This window comes from Pseudomonas sp. MNR3A (genome assembly GCF_009650575.1).
Lineage (GTDB): Bacteria > Pseudomonadota > Gammaproteobacteria > Pseudomonadales > Pseudomonadaceae > Aquipseudomonas > Aquipseudomonas machongensis.
Genome location: NZ_VZZS01000038.1, coordinates 87,829 through 102,047 on the forward strand (window position 1 = coordinate 87,829; position 14,219 = coordinate 102,047).

General features: G+C 66.4%; 11 protein-coding genes. 10 read left to right on the forward strand and 1 reads right to left on the reverse strand.

Annotated elements, in window-relative coordinates; translation table 11 throughout:
* Positions 1-156 precede the first annotated feature (156 nt).
* Positions 157-903: an enoyl-CoA hydratase gene (locus F6X62_RS24110; protein ID WP_153774929.1), complete on the reverse strand. Its 747-nt coding sequence runs from the start codon at positions 901-903 to the stop codon at positions 157-159.
* A 97-nt stretch (positions 904-1,000) separates the two neighbouring features.
* Here F6X62_RS24110 and F6X62_RS24115 point away from each other — a divergent pair, with 97 nt between their 5' ends.
* From F6X62_RS24115 to F6X62_RS24160, 10 genes are all read left to right on the forward strand, one after another.
* The gene (locus F6X62_RS24115) at positions 1,001-1,645 is read left to right on the forward strand and encodes a TetR family transcriptional regulator C-terminal domain-containing protein (protein WP_063544536.1); all 645 of its coding nucleotides are present in this window, start codon (positions 1,001-1,003) and stop codon (positions 1,643-1,645) included.
* A 70-nt stretch (positions 1,646-1,715) separates the two neighbouring features.
* On the forward strand, positions 1,716-2,432 hold the full coding sequence (locus F6X62_RS24120; RefSeq protein WP_054894133.1) for a response regulator: 717 nt from the start codon (positions 1,716-1,718) through the stop codon (positions 2,430-2,432).
* Between the two features lie 4 nt (positions 2,433-2,436).
* Positions 2,437-3,210: an ABC transporter substrate-binding protein gene (locus F6X62_RS24125; protein ID WP_153774930.1), complete on the forward strand. Its 774-nt coding sequence runs from the start codon at positions 2,437-2,439 to the stop codon at positions 3,208-3,210.
* Positions 3,207-5,459, forward strand: coding sequence for an ATP-binding protein (locus tag F6X62_RS24130; RefSeq protein WP_153774931.1), 2,253 nt, complete (start codon positions 3,207-3,209; stop codon positions 5,457-5,459). Before F6X62_RS24125 ends, F6X62_RS24130 begins: the two co-directional genes overlap by 4 nt.
* A 163-nt stretch (positions 5,460-5,622) precedes the next feature.
* Positions 5,623-7,035, forward strand: coding sequence for an amino acid permease (locus F6X62_RS24135; RefSeq protein ID WP_054894136.1), 1,413 nt, complete (start codon positions 5,623-5,625; stop codon positions 7,033-7,035).
* A gap of 219 nt (positions 7,036-7,254) precedes the next feature.
* The gene (locus tag F6X62_RS24140) at positions 7,255-8,037 is read left to right on the forward strand and encodes an enoyl-CoA hydratase/isomerase family protein (RefSeq protein WP_153774932.1); all 783 of its coding nucleotides are present in this window, start codon (positions 7,255-7,257) and stop codon (positions 8,035-8,037) included.
* A 43-nt stretch (positions 8,038-8,080) separates the two neighbouring features.
* On the forward strand, positions 8,081-9,241 hold the full coding sequence (locus tag F6X62_RS24145; protein ID WP_065863505.1) for an acyl-CoA dehydrogenase family protein: 1,161 nt from the start codon (positions 8,081-8,083) through the stop codon (positions 9,239-9,241).
* Positions 9,242-9,259: 18 nt separating this feature from the next.
* Positions 9,260-11,359, forward strand: coding sequence for an acetate--CoA ligase family protein (locus F6X62_RS24150; RefSeq protein WP_153774933.1), 2,100 nt, complete (start codon positions 9,260-9,262; stop codon positions 11,357-11,359).
* A gap of 10 nt (positions 11,360-11,369) precedes the next feature.
* Positions 11,370-12,977 carry a 5-guanidino-2-oxopentanoate decarboxylase gene (locus F6X62_RS24155; RefSeq protein WP_153774934.1) on the forward strand — a complete coding sequence of 536 codons (1,608 nt, stop codon included), beginning with the start codon at positions 11,370-11,372 and terminating at the stop codon, positions 12,975-12,977.
* Positions 12,978-12,989: 12 nt separating this feature from the next.
* On the forward strand, positions 12,990-14,183 hold the full coding sequence (locus tag F6X62_RS24160; protein WP_153774935.1) for a pyridoxal phosphate-dependent aminotransferase: 1,194 nt from the start codon (positions 12,990-12,992) through the stop codon (positions 14,181-14,183).
* Positions 14,184-14,219 lie beyond the last annotated feature (36 nt).

Consider the following 14,219-nt stretch of genomic DNA (forward strand, 5'->3'; position numbering starts at 1 on the left):
CCCCTGTGGGAGCGGCCTTGTGCCGCGATCGGGCGCGAAGCGGCCGTAAAACCAGGCGCCGAGATCTATCAGGAAAACCTCGGTTGCCGAGTTTGCGGCCGCTTCGCGCCCGATCGCGGCACAAGGCCGCTCCTACACCGAGATCGGTGTGCTTTGCTACTGCTTGACCAATGCCTGCAACGCCGCCCTGGCTTCATCACTGGCCAGGCACTGGATAAACAGTTCGCCCTCGCGCCGCACGGTCTCTTCCAGCTCCCGTCGCTGCCCATCCTTGAGCAGGCGTTTGCTGATGCGCAGGGCCTGCTGCGGCATGGCCTGCAAGCGCCGGGCAAGCGCCACCGCGGCCGCCAGGCACTGTTCGCCGTCGTCATGCAGCTCATTGGCCAGGCCCCAGGCCAGTGCCTGTTCGCCGCTGAGCAACTCGTTGGTCAGCAGCAATCGCGCCGCCCGCTGATGCCCGAGCAGGCGTGGCAGCAGCAGGCTCGAGCCGAATTCCGGGCACACGCCCAAGGGCGCGAAGGGCATGCGCAGTTTCGCCGAGCGACTGACCAGCACCTGCTCGCAGTGCAGCAGCAGGGTGCAGCCGATGCCGATGGCGGGGCCGTTGACGGCGGCGAGCAGCGGCTTGTCCAGTGCCAGCACGGTGCGCATCATGCGAAACACCGGGCTGTCCAGATCACGTGGGGGGTTGTCGAGAAAGTCGCGCAGGTCATTGCCGGCGCTGAAGCAGGCCGCGCCGCCGGTCAGCAGGATCACCTCGACGGCCGGGTCTTCGCTGGCCGCCTGCAGATGGCGGTCCAGCTCGCTGTACATCGCGCTGTTGAGCGCGTTGAGCTTGTCGGGGCGGTTGAAGGTCAGGGTCAGCAAACCCTGGTCGAGGCTGCAGGTGATCAGGTCGGACATGGCTGGGATTCTTGTTATTGGCCGGAGCACAGGGTTTATCACGCGCTGCGCCTTGTTGTACAGTCGTTCAGTCCAACCTGCCGCGACGAGAATCCGCATGACCCAGGAAGCCCGCTACAACCGCATGGCGCCCGAAGAACGCAAGGCCATCCTGGTCCAGGCGACCCTGGCCTGTCTCAAGCGCGATGGCTTCCAGGGCGCGTCGATCCGCAAGATCTCCGCCGAGGCAGGGGTGTCGGTAGGGCTGATCAGTCACCATTATTCGGGTAAGGACGAACTGGTCGCCGAGGCCTACCGCGCTGTGACCGGGCGGGTCATGGGCCTGCTGCGCGAGGCCATGGCGCAGGCCGCACCCAATGCCCGCGAGCGCCTGTCGGCGTTCTTTCGCGGATCGTTCTGCGCCGAGTTGCTCGACCCGCAGTTGCTCGACGCCTGGCTGGCCTTCTGGGGCGCGGTGAAAACCGCCGAGGCGATCAATCAGGCGCACGACCACTCCTACTCCGAATACCGCAACGAACTGGCTGCCTTGCTGGCGGCGCTGGCCGGCGAGGAGGGCTGGCAGGCCTTCGACGCGGACCTTGCCGCGATCAGCCTGAGCGCCTTGCTCGATGGCCTGTGGCTCGAATCGGGGCTCAATCCCAACACCTTCACCCCGGAACAGGGCGTGCAGATTTGCGAGGCCTGGGTCGATGGCCTACAGGCCGGCGGGCGTCGGCGCTTCAGCCTGCCGGGAGGCTGTTGATCGGTCGTTCAGTACCGGGTAGGCTGCTGGCGCGGGTTTCAGAACAACATCAAAGAAGAGACCACACGCAATGACACCTCGGGTACTGGTCGTCGACGACGATCCGCTCATTCGTGACCTGTTGCAGGCCTATCTCGCGCGGGAAGGCTACGACGTACGCTGCGCCGACACCGCCGAAGAGGCCGAGCGCTACCTGGCCAGCCAGCCGGTGGACCTGGTCATGCTCGACATCCGCCTGCCGGGCAAGGACGGTCTGACCCTGACCCGCGAGCTGCGGGTGCGCTCGGAGGTCGGCATCATCCTGATCACTGGCCGCAACGATGATATCGACCGCATTGTCGGCCTTGAATGCGGCGCCGACGACTATGTGATCAAGCCCCTCAACCCGCGTGAACTGGTGTCGCGGGCCAAGAACCTGATCCGCCGCGTGCGCCACGCCCAGACAACCCGCCCTGGCGCCATCGCCAGCCCTTGCCTCAAGCAGTTCGCCGACTGGGCGCTGGACAGCGACCGACGCCGGTTGATCGACCCGCAGGGCGGTGAAACCCTGCTGACCCATGGCGAGTTCCAGCTGCTGAGCGTGTTCCTGCGCAACAGTGGCCACACCCTCAGCCGCGACCAGTTGATGGACCAGATCCGCAACCGCGAGTGGGTGCCCAACGACCGTTCCATCGACGTGCTGGTTGGCCGCCTGCGGCGCAAGTTGCACGACGACCCGGCCGAGCCGCAACTGATCATCACCATCCACGGCACCGGCTACCTGTTCACCGCCAGCGTGGCGGCCTGAGGCCATGCGCGGCCTGGGCCTCGCCTGGCTGTTGCTGCTGAGCGTGCAGGCGCTGGCCGCAGCGCCGGTGCGTTACTGCGACTACCCGGTGTACCCGCCGGTGTCGTGGAGCGATGGCAAGCAGGTGCGTGGCCTGGCGCCGACCGTGGTGCGCGAGTTGTTCGCCCGGCTCGGGCTGGAGGTCGAGATCGTGGTGCTGGGCAACTGGAAGCGCTGCCTGCTGGATGCAGCCGAAGGGCGGGTGGATGTGGTGCTGGCCTACAGCAGCGACCAACGTGATCAAGGCATGCGCTTCTCCCGAGTGCCGGTACTGCGCGAGGAGGTCGCGGTATTCGTCAACCGCAAGCGACCGGTACGTTTCGAACAGCTCGACGATCTTGCCAGCTATCGCGGCGGGCTGCTGTTCGGCGAAAGCTACGGCCCGGCCTTCGACCGTTTCGTTGCCCGCCACCAGAACATCGAATGGGTGTCGTCCAGCCAGCAGAATTTCGGCAAGTTGATTCGCGGGCGCATCGACTTCGTGATCCAGGAGCGGCGCACTGGCGAGTTGTTCGTCGAGCACCTGCCCGGCGCAGGCGATATCCAGGCGCTGCCCGTGGCGCTGAGTGTCGACTATCTGCGAGTCGCCGTTTCACGCCATAGCCCCTTGAGCCAGCGCATGGATGAGATCGACGCGCAGTTGCAGCAGATGAGCGAGCGCGGCGAAATCGACAACTGGCTGCATCAGAGCGAAGTGACCTACCGCGACATGATCGGGCAATCGGCAGGTGCGCGATGATTCGTCTACGCGCCGACGGCCTGCTGCGCCGCCTGCTGCTGTTCATCCTGCTGTTCAGCCTGTGCTTCACCGTGCTGGCCAGCGCGGTGCAGCTGTATTTCGAGTACCGCCGCGAAATGCGCGATATCGACGCGCGCATGGAACTGATCCGCGCCGGTTACCTGGCGAGCCTGGAGCGCAGCCTGTGGGACCTTGACCAGGAGCAGCTCAACGTTCAGTTGCGCGGGCTGGTGGACTTCTCCGATGTGGCTCGGGTGCGGCTGGACAGCAGCGACTTTCAGTTGCTGCAAGGCCAGGCCGAACCTGCCGGGCCACTGCGCGTCGAGCGGTTCGCCCTGGATTTCCAGCCGCCCTCCGGGCCGCCGAGGCACTTGGGGGAACTCGAGGTGAGCATCGACTTGGGCGCGGTGCATCAGCGCCTGTTCGCCACCGGGCTGACCAGCCTGCTATGGATGAGCGTGTTTCTCTGCGGGCTGGCGGTGGCGCTGTCCGGGCTGTTCTACCGCCTGGTCACCCGCCACTTGCAGGTGATGGCCGAGTTTGCCCGGCGCGTGGCGGCGGGCCAGTGGCAGGAGCCGCTACGCCTGGACAAGCGGCGTTCGCCACGCGCCGATGAGATCGACACCGTGGCCCACGCCCTGGACGACATGCGCCAGGCGATCCTCAGCGATATCGAGCGCCGCGAGCAGGATCGCCTGGCCCTGCAGGACAAGCGTGACGAACTGCAGGCCATGGTCGAGCGGCGCACCGAAAGCCTGGCCCGGGCCAAGGACGAAGCCGAGGCGGCGAACCTGGCCAAGTCGCGCTTCCTGGCGACCATGAGCCACGAGTTGCGCACTCCGCTCAACGGCATTCTCGGCATGGCCGAACTGCTGCGCACCAGCAGCTTCGACACGTTGGGCCGCAAGCGTCTGGACGCGCTGTACAAGGCCGGCGAAGGGCTGTCGAGCATCCTCAACGAGGTGCTGTTCTTCGCCCGTCTGGAAGAAGGTGAAAGCCACCCGGAGCCCGTGAATTTTGCCCTGCGCCAGCTGTGCGACGAGGTGCTGACCCTGCTCGAGCCGCGCGCCACCGCCAATGGCACCGAGCTGGACTGCCATATCGATGCCCGGCTGGCGCCCCATCAGTTCGGCGCCGAGCAGTACCTGCGCCAGGTGCTGAGCAACCTGCTGGCCAATGCGATCAAGTTCACCGAAGGCGGCCGGGTCAGCCTCGAGGTGCGCGTGCTGCAGGGGCAGTGGTTGCGGGTGCAGGTCAGCGATGACGGCATCGGCATCGCCCCGGCAATGCAGGCGCGGATCTTCGAGCGTTTCACCCAGGCCAGTGAAACCGTGGCTCGGCGTTACGGCGGCACGGGCTTGGGGCTTGCAATCTGCAAGCACCTGATCGAACGCCTGGGCGGTCGGATCGGCGTGGACAGCCGCGAAGGGCAGGGCAGTTGCTTCTGGTTCGAGGTGGAGCTGCCCGCGGGCCACGACGTTGCCGCCGAGTCCGCCAGCCAGGGGCTTTCGCCTGCCCTCGAGGTCCTGGTGGTCGAGGATGTGGCGCTCAACCGCGAGGTGGCGGGCGGCTTGCTCGAGCGTGACGGGCACCGGGTCAGCTTCGCCGAGGATGCGACGCAGGCGCTGGCGGTCTGCGCGCAACGACGCTTCGACCTGCTGCTGCTGGATGTGCACCTGCCAGGTATGAGCGGTGTCGAGCTGTGCCGGCAACTGCGCGCTGGTAAAGGGCCGAATCGCCAGACGCGAATCCTGGCCCTGACGGCGGGCGTGCAACCGGCCGTGGTACGCGGCTACCTGGAAGCCGGGATGCAGGGGGTGCTGGCCAAGCCGTTGCGCCTGGATCGACTGCGCCGTGCACTGGCCCAGGCCGAGCCACTGGTGCTCGAGCCCGATGCACACGCCGCCCTGGATCTGGCCCTGCTGCAGACCCATCGCCAGTTGCTCGGCGAGCAGAAGGTGCAGGGCCTGCTGGCAACCCTGCGCCAGGGCCTCGAGGCGCAGCGCGAGGCTTTGCTCGATGCCTTGTACCTGGGTGACTGTACCCAGGCCGCAGACTTGGCCCATCGCCTGGCGGGCAGCAGCGATTCGTTGGGGCTGAGCGAGTTGGCGACGGCGTTGAGGCAGGTCGAGCAAGCAGCAGTGGCTCTGGACAGCCAGGCGCTGCAGGCGCTGGCAGACAGCACGCGAAGCGCCCTGGATGCCGCGTTCATCCTGCTGGAACAGTTGATCCAGAGCGCTCGTACATAATTCTTACGACTTTTTACATCTTCGATCCCAAGCTTCAACGTCCGCTTACATCGCTTTCCAATAATCCCTGACAACCGTGTGGTTCGCGGTCCGTCAGGCTTATTGGAGATAAGAATAATGAAAGGTCCCAAAGCTCAGCCCAACACCATGCTGGAGGTGCTTTATGTCTGAGCCCTCCGAACGCAAAGGCATCCACCTCACTCGCGCGCTCAAGAGCCGGCACATTTTCATGCTGTCGCTGGGCGGTGTGATCGGCACCGGCCTGTTCATGGGCTCGGGGGTGACCATCAACCAGGGTGGCCCGATGGGGGCGATCCTGGCCTACCTGGTGGCAGGCTTCCTGATGTACCTGGTGATGGTCTGCCTGGGTGAGCTGTCGGTGCAGATGCCGGTATCGGGCTCGTTCCAGGCCCATGCGACCAAGTACATCGGCCCGGCCACGGGCTTCATGATTGGCTGGGTGTACTGGATGAGCTGGGCCACCACCGTGGGCCTGGAGTTCACCGCCGCCGGCATGCTGATGACCCGCTGGTTCCCCGAGGTGCCGATCTGGTACTGGTCGGCGCTGTTCGTTGCCGTGCTGTTCGGCCTCAACGCCTTGGCGACCCGGGCTTTCGGCGAGGCCGAGTACTGGTTCTCGGGGATCAAGGTCGCGGCGATCCTGGGCTTCATCATCGTCGGTATCCTGGTCATCTTCGGCGCCATCCCGCTGACCAGCGGCGCACCGGCACCGATGCTCGACAATCTGGTTGGCGACTCGCTGTTCCCCAACGGGCTGCCTGCGGTGTTCGCAGTGATGATGACCGTGGTCTATGCCTTCCAGGGCTGCGAAATCATGGGGGTGGCTGCGGGCGAGACCGACCAGCCGGAAAAGAGCATCCCGCGGGCGGTGCGCAACGTGGTGTTCCGCGTACTGATCTTCTACGTGCTGGCCATCGCGGTGCTGTCGGCCATCGTGCCGTGGCAGCAGGCGGGGCTGATGGAGAGCCCGTTCGTGCAGGTGTTCGACATGGTCGGTATCCCGTACGCGGCCGACCTGATGAACTTCGTCATCCTCACCGCCATTCTCTCGGTGGGCAACTCGGGGTTGTACGCCTCGACGCGCATCCTCTGGGCCATGTCCAAGAGCGGCATGGCGCCGAAAAGCCTGTCGCCGTTGAGTTCGCGCGGTGTGCCGCTGCGGGCGCTGAGCATCACCCTGTGCTTTGCCCTGGTGTCGCTGATGACCAGCTTCATTGCCGCCGACACCTTGTTCATGGTGCTGATGGCCGTGAGCGGGATGTCCGGGACCGTGACCTGGATCGTCATCGCCCTGGCGCAGTACCGCTTCCGCCGGGCCTTCCTGCGCGAGGGCGGCAAGCTCGAGGACATCAAGTACCGCGCGCCGTTGTACCCGCTGATCCCGCTGCTGTGCATCACCCTGTGCAGCTCGCTGTTCGTGTTCCTGGCGCTGGATGAAACGCAGAGGCCGTCGCTGTACTGGGGCTTTGGCTTCATTGCCCTGTGCTACCTGGCGTACTTCGTGATGAACCGCAAGCGCTCGCAGACCTTCGTGCCGACGGCGCCTGGGGTTTGAATCTTCGCTGAAGCCACTGGCCTTTTCGCGGGCAAGCCCGCTCCTGCAGATGCGATCTCTGTAGGAGCGGGCTTGCCCGCGAAGAGGCCCTCTGCAACGCCACAAAACCCCGATTGTTCGAAGTTGTAACAGCCCCATATCCGCCAATTGCCGCCTTGTTGAACACTCGTTTAGTATCTTCTCCAAGCCCACCCCAACCACAACAACTCGAGGCTTCCCATGACCAGCCTGTTGACCACCCTCGAAGCCGGTGTCGCCTGGATCACGCTCAACCGCCCCGACCAGCGCAATGCCCTGGACATCCCCACCCTCAAGCACCTGCACAGCCTGCTCGAAGACTTCAATGCCGACCCCGCCGTGCGCGTGGTGGTGCTGACCGGCAGTGGGCGCAGCTTCTGCGCTGGCGCCGACCTTGCCGAATGGGCCGAGGCCGAAGCCCGCGGCGCCTTGGAAAGCTACGGCTGGACCGAAACCGCCCATGCCTTGATGCAGCGCCTGCACACCCTCGACAAACCCACCCTCGCCGCGATCAACGGCACCGCCGTCGGCGCCGGCATGGACCTGACCCTGTGCTGCGACCTGCGCATCGCCGCCGCTTCGGCGCGCTTCAAGGCTGGCTACACCAGCATGGCCTACAGCCCTGACGCGGGCGCCAGTTGGCACCTGCCGCGGTTGATCGGCAGCGAGCAGGCCAAGCGCCTGTTGTTCCTCGACGAGTTGTGGGGCGCCGAACGGGCACTCGCCGCAGGGCTGGTGGGCGAAGTCTGTGCCGACGATCAACTGCTGACCGTGACCGCCGAACTCGCCTCCCGCCTGGCCCAGGGCCCGACTTTCGCCTTCGCCCAGACCAAGCGCCTGATCCGCGACGGTGCCCAGCGCACCCTGGCCGAGCAATTGTCTGCAGAACTGGCCGCCGGGCTGCTGTGCGGACGCAGCGAGGACGGTGCCGAGGCACTGCGCGCCTCCGTCGAGCGCAGGCCCGCGCGCTTCGTCGGCAAATGACCTTCCAGCACCTCCCTCAGTACCTTCTCCAGGACCATGCCAGATGAATTTCCAACTGACCCAAGAACAAGAAATGTTGGTGGAAGCGGTACGCAGTTTCGTTGCCAAGGAGCTGCTGCCCCACGAGGAAGAGGTCGACCGCGCCGACGCGGTGTCGCCCGAGTTGGCTGCGCAGATCCGCGGCAAGGCCATCGCCGCAGGCTTCTATGCCTTCAACATGCCCGAGGAGGTCGGCGGTGGCGGGCTTGATTACCTGTCCCAGGCGCTGATCGAGCGTGAGTTGTCGAAGGTGTCCTGGGCCGTGCACGTGTTCGTCGCACGCCCTTCGAAAATTCTCATGGCCTGCAAGGACGAGCAGATCAACGACTACCTGCTGCCCAGCGTGCAGGGCGAGAAGATCGATTGCTTCGCCCTCACCGAGCCTGGCGCCGGCTCCGATGCCAACGCCATCAAGACCCGCGCCGTGCGCCAGGGCGATGACTTCGTGATCAACGGCAGCAAGCATTTCATCAGCCATGCCGGGCATGCCGACTTCGCCATCGTCTTCGCCGTTACCGATACCTACGAGCACAACGGCCGCAAGCGCAATGCCGTGACCGCTTTCCTGGTCGATCGCGGCACCCCGGGCATGACCATCCGCCGTGGGCCCAAGTGCGTGAGCAATCGCGGCTATCACACCTACGAGCTGTTCTTCGACGACTGCAAGGTGCCCGCCAGCAAGGTGCTGGGCGAGGTCGGCAAGGGCTGGGAAGTGGCCAACGCCTGGCTGACCGCCGGGCGTGTGATGGTCGCCGCCAACTGCGTCGGCCAGGCCCAGCGTGCACTGGACCTGTCGCTGCAGTGGTCGGCGGATCGCAAGCAGTTCGGCCAACCGATCGGCAGTTATCAGGGCGTGTCGTTCAAGCTTGCCGACATGGCTACGCAGATACGCGCGGCCGAGCTGCTGACCTTGCACACCGCCTGGAAGATGGACCAGGGCAGCATGACCGATGGCGAGGCCGGCATGGCCAAGCTGTTCGCCAGCGAAGTGCTGGGCAAGGTCGCCGATGAAGCGGTACAGATCTTTGGCGGCATGGGCCTGATGGACGAGGGACCGGTGGAGCGGATCTGGCGCAACGCGCGGATCGAGCGGATCTGGGAGGGCACGTCGGAGATCCAGCGGCACATCATTTCCCGCGAACTGCTGCGCCCTCTGCTGCGCTGATCGGGCTGGAGAATACTCATGTCGCAGTCGATTCGTGACAACCTCAAGCGTCTGCTGGCGCCGCAGCACCTGGCCTTCGTCGGTGGTCGCAGCATGGCCCGCGCCCTCAAGCGCTGCGCCGAAGGCGGGTTCCAGGGCCCGATGTGGCTGGTCAACCCGCAGCACCCCAGCATCGATGGCATCCCGTGCGTGGCCACCGTCGCCGAGCTGCCGTGCGGCCCGGATGCCGTGTTCATCGCCACAAACCGCGAGCTGACCCTGAGCTGCGTCGAGCAACTCGCCGCGCTCGGTGCCGGTGGGGCTATCTGCTACGCCTCGGGCTTTGCCGAAAGCGGCGCCGAGGGCGAGGCCCTGCAGCAGCGCCTGCTGCAGGCGGCCGGCAGCATGGCGCTGCTCGGGCCCAACTGCTACGGCCTGCTCGACTACCTGCACAGCGCCGCGCTGTGGCCGGTCGCCCATGGCGGCAAGACGGTCGAGAAGGGCGTGGCGATCCTCACCCAGAGCGGCAACTTCGCCTACAACCTGTCGATGAGCGACCGCTCGCTGCCGGTGGCCTACATGGCGTCGGTCGGCAACCAAGCGCAACTGGGCGTGGCCGAGTTGATGGACGTGCTGCTGGACGACCCGCGCGTCACCGCCATCGGCCTGCACCTGGAAGGCTTGAAGAATGTGCCTGGCTTTGCCCGCGCCGCGCACAAGGCGCTGGAGCGTGGCACGCCGATCATCGCGCTGAAGACTGGCGTGTCGCAGATCGGTGCCGAACTTGCGCTCAGCCACACCAGCTCGCTGTCCGGCTCCGACGCGCTGTACGACGCCTTGTTCAAGCGCCTGGGCGTGATCCGCGTAAGCGGCCCGGTAAGCTTCGTCGAGACCCTCAAGGCCGCCGCCTGCGGGCAGTTGCCCCAAGGCGGGCGGCTGATTGCCCTGGCCTGCTCGGGCGGTGATGCCGGGCTGATCGCCGACTATGCCGAGCGCAATCAGCTGAGCCTGCCCAAACTTGAGCAGGGCCAGGTCGATGAACTGACCCAGCTCCTGCCCAGCTACGCCAACCTGGTCAACCCGCTGGACTTCACCACGGCCATCTGGGGCGACGGCGAGGCGCTGCAGCGTATGCTCGACAGCGCCCTGCGCAGCGATGCCGATGCGGCGATGCTGGTGCTCGACTATCCGGCCGAGTTCACCGGCGAGCGCAAGGAGTGCGACCTGCTGCTGGCGCTGTACTGCCAGGCCCTGGCGCGTCACGGCAAGATTGGCTTCGTCACCTCGGCCTTCCCCGAGCTGCTGCCGGCCAGCGCCCGTGAGCATCTGCATGCCCATGGCATTGCGGCGTTACAGGGCGTGGAAGATGGCCTGGCGGCCTGGGGGCGGATCGTGGCGTACCAGGCCAATCGACAGCGCCTGCTGGCATTGGGCGAGTCCGCACTGGTGCCATTGTGCCCGCAGGCGCTGACTGGCAAGGCGCGCTTACTGGACGAGTGGCAGTCCAAGCAGGCCCTGCGGCCCTTTGGTTTGCCGGTCCCGGACGGTCGGCTGAGCACCCCTGGTTCGGCGCTGGCCGATTCGGCCACTGTCGGTTTTCCGCTGGTGCTCAAGGCCGTCAGCGCGCAGTTGCCGCACAAGACCGAAGCCGGCGCGGTGGCGCTGAACCTGCGTGATGGCCGCGCGCTCGAGGCCGCGCTGCACCAGATGCGCGAACGTATCCACGCCCATGCGCCGCAGGTGCCGTTTGACCGAGTACTGCTCGAACCGATGGCCGAGCCCGCGTTGGCCGAGCTGATCGTCGGCATCAAACGCGAGAACGGCTTTGCCCTGGCATTGATCATTGGTGCTGGCGGGGTGCTGGTCGAGCTGCTCAAGGACAGCACCAGCCTGCTGCTGCCCACCACCGATGGCGCCATCCGCGCCGCCTTGCTCGGGCTGCGCAGCGCCGGATTGCTGCAGGGCTTCCGCGGGCGCCCGGCGGCTGATCTGGATGCCTTGGTGGCCGCGATACGCGCGGTGGCCGACTACGCCTGCGAAAACGCCAGCCAGTTGCTGGAACTGGACGTCAACCCATTGATGGTCGGCGCCAACGCCACCACGGCGGTCGATGCGCTGATCCGCCTGGGCCAGGCCTGAGGAGATGAACATGCATGACAAACCTTTGACCGGCGGCCAGGCCCTGGTCCGATTGCTGGCCAACTATGGCGTCGACACCGTGTTCGGCATCCCCGGCGTGCACACGTTGGAGCTGTATCGCGGCCTGCCTGGCAGTGGCATCCGCCATGTGCTGACCCGCCATGAACAGGGCGCTGGCTTCATGGCCGACGGCTATGCGCGCATCAGTGGCAAGCCGGGTGTGTGCTTCGTCATCACCGGCCCCGGTGTGACCAATGCCGCCACCGCCATCGGCCAGGCCCACGCCGACTCGATTCCGTTGCTGGTGATTTCCAGCGTCAACCACAGCGCCAGCCTGGGCAAGGGCTGGGGCTGCCTGCACGAGACCCAGGACCAACGCGCGATGACCGCGCCGATCACCGCCTTCTCGGCGCTGGCCCTGAGCCCGGAAGACCTGCCTGAGCTGATCGCCCGCGCCTGGGCGGTGTTCGACAGCGAGCGACCGCGGCCGGTGCATATTTCGGTGCCGCTGGATGTGCTGTCGGCAGCGGTGGCGCGTGACTGGAGCGCCGAGGTGGTACGCCGTCCTGGTCGCAGCGTGCCGGACCGCACGGTGCTGGATCAGGCAGCGGACAGGCTGGCGGCGGCCAAGCGTCCGATGATCGTCGCTGGCGGTGGTGCACTGCAGGCGGGTGCTGAACTGGCCGCGCTGAGCGAGCGCCTGGCGGCACCGGTGTTCACCAGCGTGGCAGGCAAGGGGTTGCTGCCGCCTGAGGCGCCGCTCAGTGCCGGCGCGAGCCTGTGTGTGGAGCCTGGCTGGCAGATGATCGCCGAGGCTGACGTGGTGCTGGCGGTGGGGACCGAGATGGCCGACACCGATTTCTGGCGCGAGCGCCTGCCGATCAACGGCGAACTGATCCGCATCGACATCGACCCGCGCAAGTTCAACGATTTCTACCCTTGCGCGCTGGCCCTGCAGGGTGATGCGCGCCTCACCCTGGCCGGGGTGCTGGAGCATCTTCCCCAGGTTCGCCGCGACGCCACGGCAGTCATCCAGGCGGTTGCCGGCCTGCGCGAGGCGGTGAGGGCAGGGCATGGTCCGTTGCAGCGGCTGCACCAAAGCATTCTCGACCGTGTGGGCCGGGCGTTACCGGACAATGCCTTCATCAGTACCGACATGACGCAATTGGCCTATACCGGCAACTACGCCTTCCCCAGCAAGGCGCCGCGCAGTTGGCTGCATCCCACGGGGTACGGAACCCTGGGGTATGGTCTACCGGCGGGCATCGGCGGCATGTTCGCCGGTGGCGAGCGTCCAGGCCTGGTGCTGGTGGGGGACGGCGGGTTCCTGTACACCGCACAGGAACTGGCCACGGCAGTCGAGGAGCTGGACCGGCCGCTGGTGGTATTGCTGTGGAACAACGATGCCCTAGGGCAGATCCGCGACGATATGCTGGGCCTGGATATCGAGCCCATCGGCGTGCTGCCGCGCAACCCCGATTTCATCGGCCTGGGCCGCGCCTTCGGTTGCGCCGTGGCGCAGCCCGGCAGCCTCGATGAACTGGAGCAGGAACTCAGGAACGGATTCGCGCGCAATGGCGTCACCCTGATCGAACTCAGGCATGCCTGCGCCCATTGATGGAGGCTTTTCATGCGTTTTTCCAAGCTGACCCAGCGTATCGCCGGAGACGGTGCTGCGGCCTGGGAGATTCATTACCGCGCCCTTGAGCTGCAGGCCCAGGGCCGCGACATCCTGCTGCTGTCGGTGGGCGACCCGGACTTCGACACCCCGGCGCCGATCGTCCAGGCCGCCATCGACAGCCTGCAGGACGGCCACACCCATTACTCCGATGTACGCGGCAAGCTCGCCCTGCGCCAGGCCATCGCCCGGCGCCACCAGCAGCGCAGCGGCCAAGCCGTCGATGCCGACCAGGTGACGGTGCTGGCCGGCGCCCAGTGCGCGTTGTTCTGCGTGGCCCAGTGCGTGCTAGACCCGGGGGACGAGGTGATCGTCGCCGAGCCGATGTACGTCACCTACGAGGCCGTGTTCGGTGCCTGTGGCGCCACGGTGGTGCCGGTGCCGGTCAAGCCCGAGCATGGCTTTCGCGTGCAGGCCGAGGATGTTGCCGCGCGCATCACCCCGCGTACCCGCGCGCTGGCGCTGAACAGCCCGCACAACCCCTCCGGTGCCAGTTTGCCGCGCAGCACCTGGGAGGCGCTGGCCGAGCTGTGCGTGGCCCGTGACCTGTGGCTGATCAGCGACGAGGTGTACAGCGAGCTGTTGTACGAAGGCGAGCACATCAGCCCTGGCAGCCTGCCAGGCATGGCCGACCGGACCGCGACCCTGAACAGCCTGTCCAAGTCCCACGCCATGACGGGCTGGCGGGTTGGCTGGGTGGTCGGCTCGGCGTCGTTGGCCGCGCACCTGGAGAACCTGGCGCTGTGCATGCTGTATGGCTCGCCGGACTTCATCCAGGATGCTGCCGTGGTGGCGCTGGAGCAGCGCCTGCCGGAGCTCGAAGCGATGCGCGAGGCCTATCGACAGCGGCGCGACCTGGTCTGCGAACGCTTGGCCGATTGTCCGGGGGTGAAGGCACTCAAGCCTGATGGCGGGATGTTCGTGATGGTCGATATCCGCCAGACCGGCCTCAGCGCCCAGGCGTTTTCCAGCCTGCTGTTGGAGGAACATGGCGTATCGGTACTGGCGGGGGAAGCGTTCGGGCCGAGTGCGGCGGGGCATATTCGCCTGGGGCTGGTGCTGGGTGCCGAGGCCCTGACCGAGGCTTGTCGGCGGATTGCCCAGTGTGCTTCGAGGGTGCTGGAGAGCAGGGTGGTCACGGGGTGAGGCGGAGGGCCCTTTCGCGGGCAAGTTGCAGCGGCG